Below are 21,163 nucleotides of genomic sequence, written 5' to 3'. Positions count from 1 at the left end.
TAAGCGACTTCCGCTTGTCGTTGACATCGATGACCACATCCCCGTAATTGTTCACGATACCGTCGAGGACGGAAATGACGAGTGCCAGCGCGGCGCTTATGAGACTCACGATGACAGGACCGATCAATAGTTCCAGGTTCACCCGCGCCTCCTTACTGTACCCTGAGCATGCCGGAAAAACCCATAAACGCCATGGCCATGAGCCCGATGATAATGAAGGTAATGCCGGGCCCTTTCAGGCCCGCCGGGACCGGCGCCTTTTCGACCTTTTTCCTGATCGCGGCAAGACTGACGATCGCGAGCCACCACCCGATACCCGATCCGAACCCGTAGATGACGGACTGAAGGAGTGAATACCGTCTGATTTCAAGAAGCAGTGACACTCCCAGGATGGCGCAATTGACCGTGATGAGGGGAAGGAATATCCCAAGTGTCATGTAGAGCGCGGGCGAAAGCCGGTCGATGATCATTTCGAGGACCTGGACCACCGCCGCGATCACGATGATGAACACGATGAACCTGAGATAGTGAAGTCCGTTCGGTTCGAGAATGAGGTGGTAGACCGCCCAGTTGACGGCCGATGTGACGGTGAGTACCACGATCACGGCAAGGCCGAGGCCGTGGGAGGATTTGAGGTCCCTGGAAATCGAGATAAAGGAACACATACCGAGAAAATTGGCAAGGAGAATATTACTCGTAAAAATCGATGCGAAAAATAGAATAAAGGGATCGATCTCTGGACTCATTTCTTTTTCTCCTCTCTCACCATGATGCTTTTTGCGATCCAGATAATGATACCGATGATAAAAAAGGCGCTCGGCGGGGTCACCATGATCGTCCAGTTGACGAAGCCTTCGGGGAGAACCCGGTATCCCAGCAGGGTCCCGAAGCCGAGCAGTTCGCGGATTACGGCCACGAGCACCAGCACCCCCATGTAACCCGTTCCGGAGGTAATACCATCCCAAAGCGAGATAATCGGGGGATTGGACTGGGCGAATGCCTCGGCGCGGCCCATGATGATACAGTTGGTGATGATCAGCCCGACGTACGGGCCGAGGGCTTTTGATACGTCCGGAAGCAATGCCCTGAGCACAATGTCCACGAGAATCACATAAAAGGCGATAATCAGGGTCTGCACGATCATCCTCACGCGCCGGGGGATGAGTGATTTCATGATCGAGACGGTAAGGCTGGAAAAGCCTGTCACAAAGACTACGCCCAGGGCCATGATGAGGGTGTTGGTGAGGGTATTGGTCACCGCCAGCGCAGAACAGATGCCGAGTATCTGGATGAAAACAGGATTTTCCGTCCAGATATTCTTTTTGAGAACGTCGAGGGATTTATTCTGCGCCATCGGTATCCTCCAGAATATTCCCGAGTTTCGCGAGGGTATCGTTGATGATGATGCGCATCCGCTGCGAGGTCTGCGTGGCGCCGGTAATGCCGTCGAACGAAGCGTTCGAATGGTCCGTGTCGTAGACCCCTGTCGTCGTCATGCCGATGCCGTCCCCCGGCCCGATCGCCTCACCGTCAAACTGCTCCCTGAACGCCTTTTCCGAAATACGGCCGCCGAGTCCCGGTGTTTCGTTATGGTTCAGGATCTCGAGGCCGGTTATTCTTCTCATATCACCGGTAACGGCAAGCACCCCCTCGATCGTTCCCCAGAGTCCCCTCCCGCTGAAGACGGCCGCGTACAGCCTTCCCGAAGGGCCGTCATAAAAATAAAGCTCCGTCCCGTTCGTCTCTTTTTTTTGTACGCGTTCATCGAAGACGGCATACGCATCATCGTTATTCACATACGAAATCCCCAAGACATTCAGTACCGCTTTTCTCAACGCAATCACCGCGTTGTGCTGCGTCCGCTCGGCGGTCGTCACGTTCACTATTGAAAGAAGAAACACGAATAAAAAGGTAGTAACGAGCATAAACACCACGGTATACAACAATCCCTTTTTCATGTGTCCGCCTTTTTCTTTCTCTTTGCCGTCATCTCGTCGAGGAGCATGGCAAAGGTATTCCCGATCATGACCCCGAAACTCGTCCCTTCCGCAAACGACGGGGAAAAAGTACGGATAAGGACGGCGACCGAGCCGATGATCATTCCGTAGAGGATTTGCGCCGGCTTGTTTTTCGGCGCCGAAACCGGATCTGTCGCCATGAAAACAGCCACGAAAACGATACTCCCCGACATGAGGGCGGGCAGGGTCGCGAGTGCCCCCGGCACACCGGCCATATCGAAGATGCCGGTCAGAAGCGCCGCCGAGCCCAGGGTCGAAAGAATGATGACCCAGCTTGCCGTGCCGGTTGCGGCAAGAAATATTCCCGCAAGAAGAATCAGTATCACGGGGCTTTCCCCGATCGTACCGGGCCTGAACCCGGCGGCAAGGGAAAGGAGGTCCGGGGTTCCCGCCCCCCCCGCCGCCGAAAGGGGGGTCGCGGCGCTGACCGCGTCGATACCGAAATTGCCGCCGGCGATCCAGCCGGCCGTCATAAAGGCGGGAAAGGTGATATAGACGAAAAGCCTTCCGGTCACTGCCGGATTGAAGGGGTTGCGGCCGAATCCGCCGAAGACCTCTTTCCCGATGACCACACCGAAAACAATACCGATCCCGGCCACCCAGAGGGGAACATCGGGCGGCATGGAGAGGACATAGAGGCTGCATGTCACGAGCACCGCTTCCGTTATTTTTTTCTTTTTTATCTTCTCGAAAATCGCCTCGCAGACGATTCCGAGAGGAAAAACGACGAGGACGAGAAAGAAAAGGCGCAGGCCGTAGAGGTACGCGCCAAAGAGGAATATGGGGATGAGGGAGAAGAGGACCTTCCTCATCATAGTCTGTTTCTGTAAAACCTTCGATAACACGATAGCCCCCGGTTCCTTTCCCGTTGAAGGATGCTTTTGACAGCCTTATTCTATTGAACGAGTGAAAAAGTGGCAAGGGTTTTTGGATTATATTTTATTGATCGTATTAGCATTGATAACAACGCTTGACTGTCAAAATCCGATGTACTATTATTTTATACAGATAAGGGATTGCCATGAATAACGACATTATTCCGGGTTTCGATGAAAACAAGGATGAGAGTCTTAAGATCAGGCTCGAGAAGTTCGGTGACGGCAATAGGGTCATGGCGTTTCATCTTCACGGTTATATCGATACCTACAATTCCAATAACTTCCAGAACAGGATCGGCAAGGCGATCGAATCGGGTTACATGAAACTCATATTCGAATGCGGCGGACTGAACTATGTTTCGAGTACCGGAATCGGATCATTTACCGCGTTTCTTAAATCGGTCAAACCGGCCGGCGGCGATATCGTTCTCATCGATATACAGCCGAAAGTCTATGAAGTGTTTCAACTCCTCGGATTCTCGCAATTTTTCAATATCAAGGATTCGCTTGCCGATGCGGTCGCTTTTTTCAATGCAGGAGATGTATCTAAGAAATCCGAAACATTCCCGAAAATTGTTTCATGTCCGTCATGTTCCAAAAAACTGAAAGTGCTAAAACCGGGACGTTTTCGATGCAGCGTTTGCCGGACGATTATCGTTGTAAATAAAAAAGGGGCTTTATCCCTCAATCATGATCATGTATTGTGAGTAAATGAAAAGGCTACTTTTCCGCTATTGATTTAAAAAGCGGGCTTACTTTCAAATATTCCAGCCCCTCCATTTTTTCATTTATAAATTTGATGTTTCCGTGAAAATCATCTTCAAAAAATATCTTGATATAGGTTATCCGTTTTCGTTTTATGAACGATATTTTCTTGACGTCGAAATCGAAAAAACCCAAAAAATCGAAAACGAGCGTGCTGTCGATCATCTCTTTCATTTCGTCACGCAGTTTGCAGAACAACATGGCGGCATCCTCAATCCGCTTGATTCCCGAAACGACGATATTTATATTTTTATCGATCATCTTGTCGTAGAGTTTATTGATAAAACCGTAAAGGTAATTGGACGTCTCGTAATCATTCTTGACGACGAGCACGATATGATCCACGCATTGATAGAGATAGGTGAGTTCGGAAAGAAGTTCTCCGAACATCACGATACATGAAAAATCATTTTCACGGCCTATTACCTCCTGAGACTTTTTTCCCTTAAGAATAGAATATAGCTTTTCAAACGGAATCGACGGTATCGCCATATCCGTATAATAGTCGAATATGTCATTGTTCTTCGTGTTGTTTTTCTCTTTTATCGCTTCCTCGATAAAACACCTGTTGTTGACAACCAGATCGATCAAAAGGGGCTTCTCTCCCATGAGTGCCTTTTGATAGAGAAGGTTTTCGATAAAGAGGTTTCTGTTTCTCAAATCTTCATTGCCTGTTACGAGATATATTTTCGTTTCTTTCATAAGCGGCCGCTTCCGTCAAATCTTTTTAAAAAATTCGATAATTGCATCGATATATTTACCATCATATTTCTTTCTGCCGAGATCGCGCATCACAATCGCTGCCGAAGATATGGTCATCTTTTCACGATTAGGCCTGTCGCTCGTCAATGCCTCGAATGTATCAGCAACGGCGATAATTCTTCCGAACTCGGGAATATCTTCTCCCCTGCATCCTTTCGGATATCCCGTACCGTCGAGGCGCTCGTGGTGAAAAAGAATACCGTCACTTACTTTTTGAGGTAATTCTATACCTTTTTGCCTGAAATAAAGTATTCCGTTTTCAGGGTGTTGTATAAGTTTTAGGTAATCTTCTTCGGAAAGCGATTCCTGCGTACGTATTTTTTTAAGAAACTCATCGCTGTAGAGGAAAAAACCGAAATCGTGAACAAGCCCTGAGGTGTATAGGAGATCGAGATCGTCCTGTCCGAATCCGAGAATCAGACCGATTCTTCTTGCATAATTGGCGACATTGAGAGAGTGTCCCGTTCTCCCTTCACGATTCCCGAGATTTTCCGCAGCCGCGGTCAGTGTTTTCATATCAAAAAAATCGATATTTTCCTTGCTGACAATCGCCTCGTCTTTTTCCATTGCGTTTGTTTTTTGTTCTTCCTCATGTCCCGCTTTTTCGCTTTCCAGGAGTTTGTAAGCGATAACATGGGCTTTTTTTCGTAAATAATCGTCGCCCGAGGTGAGAAAGGGAAAAATGACTGGAAGAATCGAAGTGTAATTCATCATCTCACTCCCTCCTTCGATCTTCATTTCAACGAGTTTCAGGATTTCTGTTTTTAATTCGGTCTGTAAAAGATCCATATTTTCCCTGAGTGTCGACCATTGAAGATTGCCTTTTTTCATCTGCGTATGCATACGTTTGAGTCGTTCGTAATTGATAAGGTCCTTGTACATTTCGTCTTCGTCTGCTTCGGCAAGCTTTTCGATTTCAGGCTCCGCAACCTCTCCGTCATAGCCGAGCAATAGTGCATTCTTCTGTTGTTCGAGTGTATCGAATGTATCCGTCGAACCCGGAATTCGGTAATACCCCCGTTCTTCGGCATACCGCTGCCGTGCGAGGCGCCTTCTTTTCGATATAACGCGCAAGATAATGTAGAGAACCACCAGTATAAAGACAATCGCGCCGAAAAACGAGCCGACCGCGATAAAAACGAGATTTGCGGGGGATATCGCCTGTTTTTCGAGCCGTGTCCGGTAATCTCTCATTTCATCGAGGAGAAGGGCTATATATCCGGGATCTTCCTTTGCCGCGTCCTTTTCTTCGATCATCGCTTTATACATGGATACGAGTTCCTGAAGGGCTTCCATTTCATTCGCCGAAGCCGTTTCTTTTTCCGTACCTGACTTTTTTTCATAATCAAGCTTCATTTTTTCAAGGAGTTTTTTCTGCTCTTCGAGTTCTTTCTGAAGGGCCTTCTCGACCTCGCTCGCCTCCCCATCGGAAGACGCTTTCGTTTCAATAACCTCGGAAAGCGTATCCTTGGCTTCCTCGATTTTCGTCACCATTTCCTTTGTTTCGATTTTCGAAGCCTCGTTTATTTTTTTTTCATATGCTTCCTGCACACTACCGTCTTTGAGGCCTTTGTACATTTCCTTCACTTCCTCGTTGTTAGGCCACAGTTTATAGGCCATGGTGAACACATCGAGCGCCTCATCGAACCTCCCTTCCGAAACAAGGGCCTTTCCTTTATCGGAAAGCACATCGACTAAAAGTTTTTTTGCCTTGAAATTGCGTTCATCGAGATTGAGGGCCATTTCGAGGTCGGTAATTGCCTCATCGATATTTCCAGCCTCATACTTAATCTTTCCTTCTTCATATAACGTTTTAGATTCATCACGATCATCCCCGAACGCCTGGAAAAGAAAAACCAGCCAAACGATTAAAAGCATACATACTCGAATACAAGGTTTCTTCATTTTTCGATACCTTTCATCCAAATAATACTGGAAGCGGTATTAGGCTTAAAATACCACGACAATTCACCTATATTCTAATAAAACCCTATTGCAAATGCAACGGATTATTTCTGTTTTTCTATTTATCAACCGCTCGATCAATGCAGTCAAAATGCGTACAAAAAATTTGAATTTTATATAATCATTCCATTAAAATATTATATTGAATTCCATTTTCTATTTATATTCAGGAATGAAAGGCGGATACTTATGAGGAAATATATCTGTGTGGCGTTACTCATAATTCTTATTGCACCTTTCATGTATGGTCTTGAACGGATCACCATGAAATCAAACCAGGACAGGTATACGGGCAATTTCGTCATGATGGACAGGGAAAAGGTAGTTTTCCTCCTGTTCGACCGGCGCTTCGAGTTTACGCACGATGAAATCGCTTCGATCAGTTTCGAAGATACAGAAGACGAGTTCGAGATACTTCTCGACGATAATTCCGTTCTCAAGGGAATGATCGTCGAGCAGGACGATGATTATTATACCATCGGATCGAGTGCGGGGCTTACCACCATAGAAAAGGCGCGTATCGTCTCGATAAAGAATCCGAAGTTCGAACGCTATTTTGCCGCAGAAAAAGTCGTAACATCAGCGGTTAATACGGGAATTGTTCCTGCCACAACGTGGATTCTGAACGATATAGGTTCATCATACCAGCCGTACGGAAGCCTCGAATACTATCTTGAAACGGACTTCGGCACCCCGGTGCTTTTCGGTATCGACACAGCGTTCATGATGTGCCTTCCGACCTTCGGTGATTTCAGCGATTTTCTCATCTTCATTCCGGTTCACCTCTATATTAAATATCTGGGAAGATTTAACACGTCCGGTAGCGGTAATGATGTAATGAGTAAACTCACCTGGTATATCAAACTCGGAACAGGATGCGCCCCGGCCTTTCTCCTCGAAACCGCAGAAGGATTAACGAGCTTTGCCCTTTCGTTCAGCAATGTCCTCGATATCGGGGTAAAATACATGATGTCGGACGGCTTTTTCATCGGCATCGCCGCCAAAACGAATCTCATCGTACAGAAGAACTCCTATGCGATCATCCAGTCGGGCGGTTTTATCCTCGATTTCAGGCTTTAGGAAGGGGGGAACACATATGAAAAAAGCAGCGGCATTCCTGGGCGTATTTCTATGCTTTTCCTGCGGGGATGTTCTCGACAGGGCAGGCAATCTGGGGGAACATCCGCTTTATGATTATCCCGTCCTTGATTTTTATGCTTACCGGGGTATGGACAACCGCGAAGTCATCCTTAGATGGCGCAATCCTGGCGATTCTGATTTTGCCGGCGTCAGGCTGCTGCGAAAGAAAAACGCCGCCCCTGCGGCCTTCGACGACGGTTCGGCCGACCTTCTCTATAATGGAACGAACGAACGCTATACCGATTCCGGCCTTTCCCCTAACGCGACCTATTACTATGGGATTTACGCGAAAAACGGCCTCGATCATTACTCGGAATGTAATTACGCCTCAGAAACGGTAACGGAAACCGCGGTCGATATAAGAAAAAGATCCTTTTTTTTAATAGGCGGTTCGAGCAGCAAGACGGACCCGACGGGCAATCTCGTTGCCGGAATCGACATGTTCGATCCGATAACCGAAACGATAACGGCAAACGTCGCAACGCTTCCCGTGCCCCGTGTGTTCTGCGACGTGGCCTCCGTGGGTAACAGTATTTACGTGTTCGGCGGATTCAATGGGGGGGGCGTCGTCGGAACGGTCGATATCCTCGACATCACGGATCTGAGCTGGACCACGGGAACGGATATGAGTCCGGCGAAATGCGCATTACGATGCGTCGAATGGAACGATAAAATCTATTGTCTCGGGGGATCGACAAGCACGGCCGCCGGCAGCGGAACCGATACCGTATCGGTCTACGATCCATCAAACCCCTCGCCATGGACAGCGGATAATGACGTATTCGCCCCGCTCGTTTCTTCACGCAGCGCATTCAACGCGGTCGCTTACAGCGGTTCGATATATTACTATGGGGGAGTGACGACCGGCGGCGGGTGGATCAATGGCGGGGGCAACCATAACATCATAGCAAATACAGAACTCGCTTTGGGCGGATTGTTTTACTATATCGGGTGTACCGGTGCGCTTTATACGAAAGAACTCGATAGCGGCGACAATATCACAATATTTTTTACCATCGGGGGAAGCGGAACGAATAACCAGACCGCGTTCCCGGCGGCCGCTTTGAACCTCGGGACCAACAATGTCTACGCGGCCTTTCTTCCGAATGTGACGGGGGGAACACCGGGAGGAAACCGTGTCTATCCGCAAGCCGGGCCAAATACCGGCATCGAAGACTTCACCAACAGAATGTACGCGGGATGTGAATATTACGGCGATTACCTGTACTACTTCGGGGGAATCACGGCGGATTCGCAGGCATGTTCCATCATCGAACGACTCGACGTGAAAAACGGCATCTTGACCGCGTCTGAATGGGACACACTCACCGTATCGCTTTCGACCTCGCGTTACGGTTTCGGCATAACAAAGGCCGGCGGAGAGGAGGAATAATGAGGTACAACAGGATTTTCATTTATATTATCGCCGCATCCACTGTGTTCACTGCGCTGTTTTCATGCGACGACATCATTCTCCGTGCGTTTCATCTCGATCCTCAAAGCGTATCTCCTCCCGTGGGGGATTTCACAGCCACAGCGGGGGACGGGAGCGTTTCACTCACCTGGATTAATCCGGATAACGAGTTTTTCAATAACGTGGTGCTTCTGCGTAAAACGGGGGGGTATCCCGTTTCATATGACGATCCGGAAGCATCGGTGATATACGACGGCGGCGGTGAATCATATACCGACAACGGTGTATCCAACGGCGCGACGTATTATTATTGTATCTATGCGGTCAACAAACGGGGATTCTATTCGGAGAAGCCGTCACGCGTCGTAAAATACGTAAGCAGTTTCACGGACGAGATACGGAAACGCTGCTTTTACCTCATCGGCGGCTCGTCGTCGTACGGGAATCCATTCGGCAATCTTATCGCGGAAATCGACGCTTTCGATCCCGAAACCGGCACCGTTTACCCGAATGTCGCGACCCTTCCCCATTCACGTTATTCGTGCGCGGTCGCTTCGGTGAGGGGGAAAATTTACGTGTTCGGAGGTCTCGACGAGAACCAGAATACAATAGAAACCGTTGATGTTCTCGACGTGACGGGGTCCGCGTGGCCGACAAACGTATGGAGTACCGCGAAACAGATGCCCCTGCCCCGTTATTCCCTGAGGGCGGAAAACGTCGAGAATAAAATCTATGTATTCGGGGGTTCGACGAATATCTCGATACCATTCGCGGCAATGTCGGACTACAATCATCGATACGACCCCGATTCGAACAACTGGACCACGGACGAAAGCAAGGTACCTCGTCTCGTCAACAAGTTCATGAACTTCAGCAGCAGTTCATACGGCGGGACGGTTATTTACGGTGTGGGGAGGTACAATGGATCGACAACGCTGACCAGGACGATGAAAATTCACAACATGACCGGAAATTTTTATGAATCGAACGACATCGACAATTACGGGACCATGCCCGTAAATCTCGCAGCCGCTGCGTCGGTTCTTTATCACAAGCTCCTTACCGATTATTCGGAGCTCTTCGTCTATTTCAACATAGGCGGATGTTACGACAACGGCACCTATTACGAACCGCTGCGGCAGACAAGCGGGGCGGAACTGCGCGCGATCGCCGACTGCTATTACGTTGAAATGCCGAACTCGACGCGTACCGTCGTCGATACGTCCCAGCCGATGAAATCCTCCCGTGCGTACGCTGAAGCCGAATATTACGGTGATTATATCTACGTTTTTTGCGGGCTGACAAACCTCAGCTCGACCGTACTGAGTACATACGAAAGACTCGAGGTCGATGACGCCCTCACATTTCCGGACGAATGGGAAGAATTCACGAATACGGGTCTCAACGCGCGATATGCGTTCGACATAACACGGGTCAGCAATTGAATATAATGTACGGAAGGGTTTCTCCACCGGCCGGAACCCTCGATGAAAGGAACGTATGGTAACCATCATTCCCGTCGCAAGCGGCAAAGGAGGGACTGGCAAAAGTGTTTTTGCCGTCAATCTTGCAGCCTCACTCGCGAATAAAAGAAAGACAGTCATACTCATCGATCTCGATCTGGGAAACTCGAATCTCAATGCGTTTTTAGGAATCGAAGCTTCAAAACCAGGTATCGGCCATTTCATCAACAAGCACGCCCGAAACCTCGAAGCGTTGTTGATCGACACGGATATACGGCAGCTTTTTTTCATTCCCGGAAGCGGTGGTTTCCCCGCGATGGCGAATATCAATTATTTCCTGAAAAAAAAGATAATCGACGGCATCAGACATCTCGTTTCCGATTACATCATCTGCGATCTGGGGGCCGGTTCCTCGTTCGATGTGATCGATTTCTTTCTCATGTCTCATTCGGGTTTCATTGTCGCCACACCCGAACCGACGGCCATTATCGGCGCGTATTCGTTCATCAAGTCGAGCCTTTATCGGCTGCTTTACCGAAGTTTTCGCCCGAAAAGCGAAGAAAGAAAAACGATAGCCTCGATGCTCATGCAAAATCACGGCAAGGGAGAACTTTCCTTTTTCACGCTTCTCGATACCCTTTCACAACTGAATGCGGATGCGGGAGAGACCGCCAAAATCAGTCTTTCCTCTTATTCCCCCCGTATCGTCATCAATAACGGGCGGACGGTCGGGGACCTCGAAATCGGTGCGAAATTGAGGGAATTGACACGCCAACATTGCGGGATTAATATCGAATACGCGGGATTCCTCTATAAAAACAGCGAAATCACCCGGTCGATCTTTGAAAAAACACCCGTCGTTTTAAAGAATCCGTCCTCTATGTATTCACAGGCTATGGAACAAATAGCATCAAAAATTATCGACACGGCGTACGGTGAGACACGGCCGCTTTATGAAGGAGACGAGGATATTGCAGAATTAAGGGAAATGATCGAACATAATTGAGTTCCCCTACCCCTGCTGGGGAAAGGTGTCCGGATCCGGCCCGAGGCGTTTTCCCTCGTCGAGGCCGTCGAGCTTGTCCATGTCGGTTTCCGAAATTTCAAAGTCGAAAATATCAGAGTTTTCGATAATCCGTTCCCGGTGTACGGATTTCGGAATCGTGACGACCCCGTGCTGGATGTCCCACCTGAGGATCACCTGCGCGGGGGTTTTGCCGTAACGGCCCGCGATCTCACCGATCACGGAATCGTCCAGAAGACGTCCCCTGGTGAGGGGCGACCATGCCTCGAGCTGGATGTTGTTGTGCATACAGTACCGCAGAAGTTCGGGCTGCATGAGAAAGGGATGAAACTCGACCTGGTTGACCATGGGGAAAAGCTCGCACTGGTTTCTCAAGGTGTGGAGGTGATGGATAAGGAAATTGCTCACCCCGATCGCTTTTGCCCTGCCGTATTGATATATCCGCTCGAGGGCCTTCCATGATTCGACATAAAGGTTCGGGACGGGCCAGTGAACGAGGTAAAGATCCACATAATCGGTGTCGAGGCGTTTGAGGCTTTCCTCGAAAGCCGCGAGGGTCGAATCGTAGCCCTGATCGGAGTTCCATACCTTTGTCGTGAGAAAGATCGATTCCCGGGATATGCCGCTTTGACGTATCGCCCTGCCGACCCCCCGCTCGTTCCCGTAAATCGAAGCGGTATCGATGCTCCGGTATCCCGCATCAAGGGCCCACCTTACCGCGTTTTCTACCGATGTTCCGTCTTCTATTTTAAATACCCCGAACCCCAGCCAGGGCATCTTTTTTCCGTTACTCAATGTCGCGCAATCTGTAATATTCGCCGCCATGCCACTCACCTCCAAAATCAGTTTCAGCCATTTTCTATTACAATAATATAATCACTTTATTCCATCAGGCAAGCTTTATTTAATGTTTATTTTTTTGTATCGCTTTAATGTCTTTCAACAGCCGACTGGAAATACAGTCTATAAAATTAATTGCCGTATGGCAATAGATACCGATTGTCCGTCGCTTAAAACAAAGAAAAATTTCGGCATTTTGACAACCGGTACCGGATATCATTACTCTCCCCAGGCATCTGCCTTTCAAAAAAGTAATGTCGGCCACACATAAAAGGTTACACCACCCCCAAAAAAAACACAAAAAAACCTTGACTTTTTTATTATTTGTATTAATATATACTTAAGGGAGTTTAGTATTACTTAATACCATGATCGTATACCGATTCGGAGAAAAACTGAGGGAAATTCGGGAGCGAAGGGGATATACCCTGAAACAGGTGGCGGAAAAGGCCGGTGTCAGCGAAAGCCTCGTCTCCCAGATCGAGCGCAACAAGGTTTCTCCGTCAATCGACACCCTGCTGACGCTGGCCGGCATCCTGGAAATCGATTTCGAATACCTGTTTGAAGATTTCAGAAAGGAAAAGCCTGTTACCGTTATCCATCGTGAGGAACGGAGGAAAATCGAATCCGGGCCCGTGGCATACGAACAGCTTTCCGTTATTTATGATACCGATGAAGAACACGCGATCGAAGCGTTTCTTCTCGTTATCCAGCCGGGGGGCAGACGTGGAGAAAAAGAGTACGGCCATATGGGCAAGGAACTGGGACTGGTTCTTGCGGGCGAAGGAACCCTCGAATACGGAAAAGAGGTGTACCGGTTAAAAGAAGGAGACAGTGTCAGCTTTTCCTCGAACGTGCCGCACCTTTTAACCAACACGGGAAAAGGGGAGTTGAAAACGGTCTGGGTGAGTACGCCGCCCAGAATGGCATACATGAGGGGTGACGGCAGATAAAAGCGGAGGAAGCCGGGCGGACGATAACCAGACCACTGTGCGGTTGGTCGCGGGTTCTCACGGCGCCCAGGGTTTCACACAGAGCCCGCAAAGGACACGGAGAAATATATTAGTATATTCTCTGCGGACTCTGTGAGCTTTGTGAGAGATTATTGATACTAATGCTGTGATTGGTTTGTTGTTTTTTAATGCTTTTTTATAACAAGGAGGTTCCTGTGGGACGGACGACAACGGAAAAAATTTTTGACAAACACAGAATCGATACCCTTCCCGGGGGTGTACATGTCCTTAAGCTCGATGCGGTGTTTTGCCATGAAATAACCACACCGATAGCGATCAATGACCTTGTCGCACGGGGCAAGGACAGGGTGTTCGACAAACACAAAATAAAGGCCGTGATCGATCATGTCACACCGGCCGGGGATTCGAAATCCGCCGTATTGGGTAAAATCATGCGTGAATGGGCGCGCCGCCACGACATCCCGGACTTTTTCGATATCGGCAGAAACGGGATCTGTCACGCGATCTTTCCCGAAAAGGGTTTTGTCCGTCCCGGTTTTACGATCATCATGGGCGATTCCCATACCTGTACTCACGGGGCGTTCGGCGCGTTCGCGGCCGGTGTCGGCACGACGGATCTCGAAGTGGGAATCCTGAAAGGGGTGTGCGCCTTCAAAACACCGGAAACGATCCGGGTCGTGGTGAAGGGGATCCTTCCGCAGGGTGTTTTTCCGAAAGACGTGATCCTCGCAATCGTGAACAAACTGACGGTCAACGGAGCGACGAACAAGGTGATCGAGTTCACCGGGCCGGTCGTCGATGCGATGAGTATGGAAGGGAGAATGACCCTCTGCAACATGGCGGTCGAAGCCGGGGCGACGAGCGGTATCTGTTATCCGGATGCGGCGACGGTCTCCTATCTCTGGCCGCATATCGAACGGGAATACCCGGACCGGGAAGCGGCCATGGAGGATTACACGTCGTGGAAGTCGGACCCCGATGCATCATTTGCCCGCACGATCGAGGTCGATGTCTCCGACATGGAACCCCTGGTGACGGTTGCCTACAAACCGGACCAGGTGAAGCCGGTCAGAGAAATGGAAGGGACAAAGGTGGACCAGGTATACATCGGTTCATGTACGAACGGGCGGATCGAAGACTTGAGGATCGCCTCACAGGTGCTTCGCGGAAAGCGGATCGCCGACACGGTCCGGGGGATCGTTTCACCGGCGACACCGCTGATCTACCGGACGGCCCTGGACGAGGGGATTATCAGTGTATTCATGGAGGCCGGGTTCTGTGTCATCAACCCGACCTGCGGGGCCTGCCTTGGCATGAGTAACGGCGTGATCACCGACGGGGAGGTATGCGCCTCCACCACGAACAGAAACTTCAACGGCCGCATGGGAAAAGGCGGGATGGTTCACCTCATGAGTCCAGCAACTGCTGCATCGACCGCGATTGCGGGCCATATCACCAATTCGCCATTATACGGGAAGGGGGCGTAACCATGAAATCATTCGAAGGATCGATCCTGTTTCTGGACAGGTCGGACATCAACACGGACGAAATCATCCCCGCGGAATACCTCACGGAAATCTCGAAAGCGGCGCTTTCACCATACCTCCTCGAAAATCTCAAACTGGAGGGGTTCAATCCCGTCCGCGATATCCGCGGGAAACAGGTAATCGTCACCCGCTCCAACTTCGGGTGTGGTTCATCGAGGGAACATGCGGCGTGGGCGCTCGAGGCGAACGGCATCAATCTGGTGGTCGCCGAAAGCTTTGCCCGTATCTTCAGGCAGAACATGTTCAACTGCGGCATGATGGCGGTGGAGCTCGACCCGGGACACATCGACCGTCTTTTCGCCACATACGCGGGAACCGGGGCATCGCTCCGGACGGACTTCGAACGGATGCGCTTTATCGTGAGCGGCAACGGAGGGACGGAAGAAATCGCTTTTTCGATTTCCGGATTCGACAAGGCGCTCGTTACATCGGGCGGCTGGGTCGATTACGCGGACGCCCATTACTGAGTGATGCCCGTGAAGCTGTATCAGGCCATCGAAGAAGAAGCCGCCGCATTTTTCACCGACTCCCGCGGGTCGCACGATTGGGAACATACCATGCGCGTCCGTACGCTGGCCGACCACATCGCGGAAAAAGAAGGGGCGGACAGGACGATCGTCGGCCTGGCCGCCCTGCTTCACGACATCGGCAGAAACCGGGAGGACGAATCGGCCGGCAGAATATGCCATGCGGCGGAGGGGGCGAATCTCGCCCGCGGCATTCTCCTCCGCCACGGGGTCGAAGAAGCGGCCGTCGAACGGATCGTCCACTGTATCGAAACCCACCGTTTCAGGGACTCGAAACGGCCGAAGACGATCGAGGCCATGGTCGTCTTCGACGCGGACAAACTCGACGCGATCGGCGCGGTGGGAATCGGACGTGCTTTCCTTTTCGCCGGCGAGGTCGGGGCAAGACTCCACAACAAGGACGCGGATATCGAAAACACCCTCCCCTACACCGAAGAAGACACCGCCTACCGCGAATACATGATAAAACTCCGATTTATCCGCGACCGGATGCTGACCGGAGAAGGCAGAAGACTCGCCGGGGAACGGCACGAGTTCATGGAACGCTTCTTCGAAAGGCTCGACCGCGAGGTGGACGGGTTGCTGTAAAGGGAAAAACCGTCCTCAAATGGGAAGGAAATAATTCCGTTTCAACCCCGCCTGTTACCGAAGGATACTTCCTCTTGGAGAAATACCTGATCCGTGCAAAACAAAGACGAATGTGCTATATTATAACCATATCGCTTTTTTGGGGAGTCATATGAACACAAACACGGCAGGAATCACAAACCGCCGGACGCTCGTTGTCTCCGGTATCCTTCTTCTCTTGTCCGCTTCAGGATGTCTGACTTCATCAGGCCCGCCCGGCGGCCCGAACATCGAAAACCGCTTTTTCGATTTTGTCATTCCCTGGGACGATACGGCACGGACGGCGATCGGCCCCTATAACCGGCTGCCGGTTGAGGCGGGGAATGCCGGTTTCATCCGCGTATCGCCGGACGGGCACCTCGCAGACGATAACGGGAGAATTCGATTCTGGGGGGTCAATACCTGTTTCGGCGCCAATTTCCCGTCTCATGAGGATGCGGAAAAGATCGCCGGTCATATGGCAAAGTTCGGAATCAATATCGTCCGTTTCCATCATATGGATATGCAGGACAAACCGGGCGGGATATGGACGACCGCCTCCCCGGACAGGGAACCGGATAAGGGACAACTCGACAGACTCGACTATTTCATCTTTCAACTTAAAAAGCACGGGATTTATTCAGATCTCAACCTTTTGGTTTCACGTCCCTTCGACAGGGGAAAGGAACTTCATCCTGACATAGAGAAGGTCGCAGACTGGAAAAAGCGGGCGGTCATCGGGATATTCGATCCCGCTTTGATCGAACTTCAAAAACGATACGCATACGACCTCCTCACCCACACGAATCCATATACCGCTTCCGCCTATAAGGACGAGCCCGCCATTGCCTTTATCGAAATAAATAATGAAAACGGACTCATCCATGCCTACCTGGGAGGACAACTCGACGGTCTCCCCCCTTATTATCACAATGAACTCAACACCGGCTGGAACGACTGGCTTTTGAAAAAATACGGAAATCATGAAGCACTCGAGAGAGCCTGGCATGTTTCGTCCGTCCCCCGTGGAGAAAACATGCTTTCGAACGGAGACTTTTCAGGCCCCGATATCATTCCGTGGAACTGCGAAAATCATGATACCGCCAAAGCGGCGGTGACACCCGGGGCTTTCGGTCCCGAAGGAAGATCGGGGGTGAAAATCATTATTTCCAAGACCGGTTCCCAGTCATGGCACGTCCAGTTCAATCAGGCCGGGCTGAGCGTGAAAAAGGACCTTCCCTACAGCCTGGGGTTAAAAGCCAGGGCTGACAGAGAACGAACCATTTCGGTGGCGGTCAACATGGCCCACGCCCCCTGGCAGGGTCTCGGCTTTCAGACGGACATCGTTCTCTCAAATGAATGGAAGGAATATCGGTTTCCCGGATTTCTCCTCCATACTTCCGATCCGGAGGCCAGGCTCAATTTCGGGAACATGGGATCGGAAACGGGAACCGTCTGGATCGCCGATGTCTCCCTGAGTGAAGGGGGAACGATCGGCATGAGGCCCGTGGAACGCCTGGAAACGGGTACGATCGAATCTTTTTCATCAGAAACATCCTGGGGCCGCACGGAAGAAGGACGAAAGGACTGGTTGCGGTTTTTACGTGAAACGGAGAAAGCCTACTGGCTTGAAATGAGGGATTATATAAAGGAAACGTGCGGGGCAGCTTCCATTGTATTCGGGACCATTATCGGGTGCAGTACCCCGAACCTCATGGCGGAATTCGATATGACGGACAGCCACGCGTACTGGTGCCATCCGTCCTTTCCACACCGGGCGTGGGATGCAAGGGACTGGTATGTGGAAAACCGATGTATGATCAACCATCCGGCCTCATCGACGGTCGCGGATCTTGCCATGAAAGCGGTCGCCGGCCTTCCCCATGCGGTAACGGAATATAACCATTCGCATCCCAATACCTTTCAGGCGGAAACCTTTTTTCTCCTGTCGGCCTATGCCTCGCTTCAGGATTGGGATGTGGTGATCCCCTTTACCTGGTCGCACAGGACGGATCAATGGGATATCAAAAAGATTCCGAATTATTTCGACATCGATCAGAACCCCGTTAAACTCGCGTCCTTCGTCCCCGCATCAAGAGCATTTTTGGAGTATCATATCAAGCCCGCGGCAGACGAGATAACGGTTCCCTTTTCGTCGGAGAGGGAACTCGATCTGCTTCTTGAAGCCCATGCATGGAAGCTGGCGGATGCTTCATCCGCCGGTGTCGAAACGGCCGCCGCCCTTGTCCACCGCATCAGAATGAAGACGGGAGAATCCGGCGTATTGCCCGAAACTCCCTCCGCAACAGGCGATGAGGCGGATGTGACGGTGTTCAGGTCGGACACCGGAGAAATCGTCTGGGACGCTGGAAAACCCGGGAAGGGGGTGTTGACCGTCGATACCCCTGAATCTGTTTATATGGCAGGGTTTATCGCGGGTATGTCCTTTTCCTTTTCGGGGATGACAATCCGGCCGGGAGAAACCATTCAGAATGGATTTTCCTGCATCGCCCTTACCCTTCTCGAAGGTCCGTCGTTGGAAAAACCTTCCCGTCTTCTGATTACCGCGTTGGGGGCGGAAGACAATCACAACACAACGTGGTATACCTATCCCGGCACCCCGGTTTCCTTCCCGCCCGGGGAAGGACTCAAGGTGACGCTAAAGAATCGATACGGCGATCCCCCTTCCATGGTCGAGGGGGTCCCCCTGCATATGCGACTTCCCCATCACGGCAGGCATGTCCATGTGTGGGCACTCGATGAAACGGGCGGGCGGAAACGTGAGGTCAACGTCACCAGTGACGGCGATTATGCGGATTTTTCGGCCGGGCCGGAATACAAAACCGTGTGGTATGAGGTCGAATTCGAGTAACGGCTTCATATCGGTATAAAAGACAACAAAACAGGAGAAATTCGATTTTAACCGCCGTTTCCGTCACGGCGCATCGAGTTGTGTGTCGATATAGTCTTTTATCTTTTTCAGGTCATGGTTTTCGATATGCCAGAACTCCAATCCCGCTTCATATGATCCGGCATCCGCTTCCCGCTCCCAAGCGATTTTCGCGTACAATTTGATATCTTCGTTGTCGCCGGGCAACCTGAAAACGATAGTCATAAACGCCCCTTTGACGACGGCCCTGTTTGTTTCGACAAGAAGCCCCCCACAGCTTATGTTTTTTGCCCGGGCCGTCAGGTTCTTGTCGTAGTTGATGAGAATATCCAGACCGATCCTCGGAAACTTTCGTTTTTCTTCGATACCCATGAGAACTCCTTCTGCCGTATAGATCCGGGAAGCGGACCGTCATAGATGCTCCACCGTTTATACACGGGAATCATAATGGGTCACTTCATACGGACAGGTCATACATTAATATATCAAACTATACGCCCGAAATCAAACCGCGGGTGATTACGTATCAAGCCCGCCGATTATCGGTCAACACCGTTGCCGGTGAAAGCCTCAGAAAATCACTCAGGGTTATTGCGGCGGCCGGTATTGTAAAGCAATAACGATTCCCGGCCGGGGCGTTTGCGGGAAATAATAGCCGGAACGGATACAAACGGATAGCACCCCATTATCCGGATGAGTCTTCGAAAAGGGTTTCTGCGATCAATTCCCGGATCGAGTGAATGATCCTGTCCGGGACGACCGTCGAGCCGGGGGGGAGTCCCTGGTGTCTGTAATCATTCCATATACTGTAAATGCCGAGTTCCTGCGGGGAGCGGACATCCCAATCGAGATTGTCGCCGACCATCCAGAGGTTCGAAGGAGAGAGGTGCGTGATCGTGAGTATGTTGAAATATGCGCGGGGATCGGGCTTTCCGTAACCGACCTCCCCTTCGATGCAGATGAGTTCGAAATACTTACCGAGACCGAAACGGTTAATCTTGTCGCGCTGAAGCCGGGATTCACCATTTGTCAGGAGAACCATCCGCTGGCCGCGGGCCGCAAGGGCATCCAGGGTCGCGATAGCGCCGGGAAAAAGCGAAACATTTTTCATTCTTCTTTCGGAAAAATCGTCGGCTATCGCGACCGCCTCCCCGCGATCCTCATATCCCAGTTCCCGCCACGCGAGAGTCACGATTTCCCTTCGCGCCGCATGAAGATCGGCACGCCCAAGACGATGGCGTTCGGGATCACTCCAGTACCATGAGGCTTTTGTCCGGATCGCCTTGAAAAGATCACCGGCGCAGCACCACGGATTGCGGACGCAAAACTCCCCGCACACTTCTCGCCATGCAGGTTCCGCCCCCGAACCGAATGAAACGATCGTATCATCGAGATCGAAGACAATAACTTCCGGATATTCCATCATTCCTTATTTTACCGCAAGAAGCGGCGGCTTTCAACATAAACGGACGATTTCGCGCCATTCTTCCGTTCCGCCGCTTAAAAAACAATTATTTGACAGCGGGATAAAGGCGGTGTATAATCACTTGCAATAAAAAATTTTCAAGTTAAAGAGGTAAAAAATGATAAAAAAGATATCGCGTTGCTGCTTTATTTTCGGTAAAACCCTGATTCCCGGCTTCCTGCTGTCCATATTCACGCTTACTCCGCTGTTTTCCCAGACACCGGTCGACCTTTCAGGTTACCTTGCTTCCTCCGGCATACAGGTCCAGCTCAGAAATTATCTGCTGTACGCCCAATGGAACACCCTCTCCGGCGGGCGGTGCAACGTCAGGTTCGACCTGAGAAACGGTTATCCCCTTTTCGCATCCCTGAATATGTCCAGAACGGGAAACTCTCCTTTTATCACGATCGCAACGGGTATTGATCCCCGTTTCGATATCTCCGCCGGAAGCAGGCCGCGCGATCCCTGGCCGTATATCTTCTTCGATTGTGTCGACGCACGACCGTATTCGAGATCCACGGCACACCTCGAGCTTGATTCGGTAAAGGTCAAAAGCGAAGGGGCGAGAACGACCGTGAGTTTTTCCACACTGACCGCGGGTGTCTTTTCCGGAGAACTTGCCGTTACGATCTATAACGGAAGCCCCCTTCTCCACGTCGAAGCGGTCATGACGGAAGAAGAACCTCGCGTTGCCTATATATATGACGCCCTTTTTTCCGGCGCCCCCCCCGTTGTCTGTTACAAAGATACCTCCGATCGATTCATACGAACGGACCCGCCGGATGCGTTAACCGCATACATGGTAAGGCACAGAACCATCATCGCCGAGTTCCCGGCCGGAAGCCTCGCCGTCTTCCCGCCCCCCCATGCGTACGTCTTTCCCTG

The 21,163-nt window shown here is 50.8% G+C and carries 20 protein-coding genes; 11 read left to right on the top strand and 9 right to left on the bottom strand.

The genetic code is table 11. The features are described from left to right. Positions 1-152: 152 nt before the first annotated feature. Genes JW881_10295 through JW881_10280 form a run of 4 tightly spaced genes read right to left on the bottom strand, consistent with a single transcriptional unit; the run spans position 153 to position 2,863 of the window. Positions 153-746: an NADH:ubiquinone reductase (Na(+)-transporting) subunit E gene (locus JW881_10295; protein MBN1697891.1), complete on the bottom strand. Its 594-nt coding sequence runs from the start codon at positions 744-746 to the stop codon at positions 153-155. Further along, entirely contained in the window at positions 743-1,354 is a 612-nt protein-coding gene (locus JW881_10290) for an NADH:ubiquinone reductase (Na(+)-transporting) subunit D (GenBank protein ID MBN1697890.1), read from the bottom strand. Before JW881_10290 ends, JW881_10295 begins: the two co-directional genes overlap by 4 nt. After that, positions 1,341-1,958 (bottom strand): FMN-binding protein, encoded by a 618-nt coding sequence (locus JW881_10285; protein ID MBN1697889.1) that lies wholly within the window; start codon positions 1,956-1,958, stop codon positions 1,341-1,343. Before JW881_10285 ends, JW881_10290 begins: the two co-directional genes overlap by 14 nt. Further along, the gene (locus JW881_10280) at positions 1,955-2,863 is read right to left on the bottom strand and encodes an RnfABCDGE type electron transport complex subunit D (protein ID MBN1697888.1); all 909 of its coding nucleotides are present in this window, start codon (positions 2,861-2,863) and stop codon (positions 1,955-1,957) included. Before JW881_10280 ends, JW881_10285 begins: the two co-directional genes overlap by 4 nt. Before the next feature lie 176 nt (positions 2,864-3,039). Here JW881_10280 and JW881_10275 point away from each other — a divergent pair, with 176 nt between their 5' ends. After that, positions 3,040-3,603, top strand: a complete 564-nt coding sequence (locus JW881_10275) for an anti-sigma factor antagonist (protein ID MBN1697887.1) — start codon at positions 3,040-3,042, stop codon at positions 3,601-3,603. A gap of 13 nt (positions 3,604-3,616) precedes the next feature. On the opposite strand, the gene JW881_10270 is transcribed toward JW881_10275, so the two are convergent. Both JW881_10270 and JW881_10265 read right to left on the bottom strand, forming a co-directional pair. Next, positions 3,617-4,363: a hypothetical protein gene (locus JW881_10270; GenBank protein ID MBN1697886.1), complete on the bottom strand. Its 747-nt coding sequence runs from the start codon at positions 4,361-4,363 to the stop codon at positions 3,617-3,619. Between the two features lie 15 nt (positions 4,364-4,378). After that, positions 4,379-6,301: an HD domain-containing protein gene (locus tag JW881_10265; protein MBN1697885.1), complete on the bottom strand. Its 1,923-nt coding sequence runs from the start codon at positions 6,299-6,301 to the stop codon at positions 4,379-4,381. Positions 6,302-6,577: 276 nt separating this feature from the next. On the opposite strand from JW881_10265, the gene JW881_10260 reads away from it, so the two are divergent. The 4 genes from JW881_10260 to JW881_10245 are packed head-to-tail and all read left to right on the top strand — an operon-like array spanning position 6,578 to position 11,411. Continuing rightward, positions 6,578-7,468 carry a hypothetical protein gene (locus JW881_10260; GenBank protein ID MBN1697884.1) on the top strand — a complete coding sequence of 297 codons (891 nt, stop codon included), beginning with the start codon at positions 6,578-6,580 and terminating at the stop codon, positions 7,466-7,468. Between the two features lie 16 nt (positions 7,469-7,484). After that, positions 7,485-8,921, top strand: coding sequence for a hypothetical protein (locus tag JW881_10255; protein MBN1697883.1), 1,437 nt, complete (start codon positions 7,485-7,487; stop codon positions 8,919-8,921). Further along, positions 8,921-10,387 carry a hypothetical protein gene (locus JW881_10250; protein ID MBN1697882.1) on the top strand — a complete coding sequence of 489 codons (1,467 nt, stop codon included), beginning with the start codon at positions 8,921-8,923 and terminating at the stop codon, positions 10,385-10,387. Before JW881_10255 ends, JW881_10250 begins: the two co-directional genes overlap by 1 nt. A gap of 55 nt (positions 10,388-10,442) precedes the next feature. Then, positions 10,443-11,411 carry a P-loop NTPase gene (locus JW881_10245; protein MBN1697881.1) on the top strand — a complete coding sequence of 323 codons (969 nt, stop codon included), beginning with the start codon at positions 10,443-10,445 and terminating at the stop codon, positions 11,409-11,411. 6 nt (positions 11,412-11,417) lie between these two features. On the opposite strand, the gene JW881_10240 is transcribed toward JW881_10245, so the two are convergent. Then, on the bottom strand, positions 11,418-12,254 hold the full coding sequence (locus JW881_10240; protein ID MBN1697880.1) for an aldo/keto reductase: 837 nt from the start codon (positions 12,252-12,254) through the stop codon (positions 11,418-11,420). 383 nt (positions 12,255-12,637) lie between these two features. Between JW881_10240 and JW881_10235 the strand changes: the two genes are divergently transcribed. The 5 genes from JW881_10235 (at position 12,638) to JW881_10215 (ending at position 18,795) form a co-directional block, all read left to right on the top strand. Beyond that, positions 12,638-13,222, top strand: a complete 585-nt coding sequence (locus JW881_10235; protein ID MBN1697879.1) for a cupin domain-containing protein — start codon at positions 12,638-12,640, stop codon at positions 13,220-13,222. A 215-nt stretch (positions 13,223-13,437) separates the two neighbouring features. Next, complete coding sequence (locus JW881_10230) at positions 13,438-14,730, top strand: 3-isopropylmalate dehydratase large subunit (protein ID MBN1697878.1); 1,293 nt, start codon at positions 13,438-13,440, stop codon at positions 14,728-14,730. A 2-nt stretch (positions 14,731-14,732) separates the two neighbouring features. After that, positions 14,733-15,257 carry a 3-isopropylmalate dehydratase small subunit gene (locus JW881_10225; protein MBN1697877.1) on the top strand — a complete coding sequence of 175 codons (525 nt, stop codon included), beginning with the start codon at positions 14,733-14,735 and terminating at the stop codon, positions 15,255-15,257. A gap of 9 nt (positions 15,258-15,266) precedes the next feature. After that, positions 15,267-15,905, top strand: a complete 639-nt coding sequence (locus JW881_10220) for an HD domain-containing protein (GenBank protein MBN1697876.1) — start codon at positions 15,267-15,269, stop codon at positions 15,903-15,905. Positions 15,906-16,056: 151 nt separating this feature from the next. Further along, positions 16,057-18,795, top strand: coding sequence for a carbohydrate binding domain-containing protein (locus JW881_10215; GenBank protein MBN1697875.1), 2,739 nt, complete (start codon positions 16,057-16,059; stop codon positions 18,793-18,795). 63 nt (positions 18,796-18,858) lie between these two features. Here the strand turns inward: JW881_10215 and JW881_10210 are convergent, their stop codons facing one another. Both JW881_10210 and JW881_10205 read right to left on the bottom strand, forming a co-directional pair. Continuing rightward, a complete protein-coding gene (locus JW881_10210; GenBank protein ID MBN1697874.1) occupies positions 18,859-19,185 on the bottom strand; it encodes a PilZ domain-containing protein in 327 nt (108 codons plus the stop codon). A 313-nt stretch (positions 19,186-19,498) separates the two neighbouring features. Then, complete coding sequence (locus JW881_10205) at positions 19,499-20,236, bottom strand: HAD family hydrolase (protein MBN1697873.1); 738 nt, start codon at positions 20,234-20,236, stop codon at positions 19,499-19,501. Between the two features lie 160 nt (positions 20,237-20,396). Here JW881_10205 and JW881_10200 point away from each other — a divergent pair. Beyond that, a partial coding sequence (locus tag JW881_10200; protein ID MBN1697872.1) for a hypothetical protein occupies positions 20,397-21,163 on the top strand: 767 nt, incomplete at its 3' end.

It is taken from the genome of Spirochaetales bacterium, assembly GCA_016930085.1.
Lineage (GTDB): Bacteria > Spirochaetota > Spirochaetia > SZUA-6 > JAFGRV01 > JAFGHO01.
Note: the sequence above shows the minus strand (reverse complement) of the source record. Positions and strands in the feature narration are given on the sequence as shown.

Bases quoted from the DNA above. Each gene is read 5' to 3' on its own strand.
- JW881_10295 (MBN1697891.1), bottom strand. From the start codon at position 746: ATGAGTCCAGAGATCGATCCCTTTATTCTATTTTTCGCATCGATTTTT.
- JW881_10290 (MBN1697890.1), bottom strand. From the start codon at position 1,354: ATGGCGCAGAATAAATCCCTCGACGTTCTCAAAAAGAATATCTGGACG.
- JW881_10285 (MBN1697889.1), bottom strand. From the start codon at position 1,958: ATGAAAAAGGGATTGTTGTATACCGTGGTGTTTATGCTCGTTACTACC.
- JW881_10275 (MBN1697887.1), top strand. From the start codon at position 3,040: ATGAATAACGACATTATTCCGGGTTTCGATGAAAACAAGGATGAGAGT.
- JW881_10270 (MBN1697886.1), bottom strand. From the start codon at position 4,363: ATGAAAGAAACGAAAATATATCTCGTAACAGGCAATGAAGATTTGAGA.
- JW881_10265 (MBN1697885.1), bottom strand. From the start codon at position 6,301: ATGCTTTTAATCGTTTGGCTGGTTTTTCTTTTCCAGGCGTTCGGGGAT.
- JW881_10260 (MBN1697884.1), top strand. From the start codon at position 6,578: ATGAGGAAATATATCTGTGTGGCGTTACTCATAATTCTTATTGCACCT.
- JW881_10255 (MBN1697883.1), top strand. From the start codon at position 7,485: ATGAAAAAAGCAGCGGCATTCCTGGGCGTATTTCTATGCTTTTCCTGC.
- JW881_10250 (MBN1697882.1), top strand. From the start codon at position 8,921: ATGAGGTACAACAGGATTTTCATTTATATTATCGCCGCATCCACTGTG.
- JW881_10245 (MBN1697881.1), top strand. From the start codon at position 10,443: ATGGTAACCATCATTCCCGTCGCAAGCGGCAAAGGAGGGACTGGCAAA.
- JW881_10240 (MBN1697880.1), bottom strand. From the start codon at position 12,254: ATGGCGGCGAATATTACAGATTGCGCGACATTGAGTAACGGAAAAAAG.
- JW881_10235 (MBN1697879.1), top strand. From the start codon at position 12,638: ATGATCGTATACCGATTCGGAGAAAAACTGAGGGAAATTCGGGAGCGA.
- JW881_10225 (MBN1697877.1), top strand. From the start codon at position 14,733: ATGAAATCATTCGAAGGATCGATCCTGTTTCTGGACAGGTCGGACATC.
- JW881_10215 (MBN1697875.1), top strand. From the start codon at position 16,057: ATGAACACAAACACGGCAGGAATCACAAACCGCCGGACGCTCGTTGTC.
- JW881_10210 (MBN1697874.1), bottom strand. From the start codon at position 19,185: ATGGGTATCGAAGAAAAACGAAAGTTTCCGAGGATCGGTCTGGATATT.
- JW881_10205 (MBN1697873.1), bottom strand. From the start codon at position 20,236: ATGGAATATCCGGAAGTTATTGTCTTCGATCTCGATGATACGATCGTT.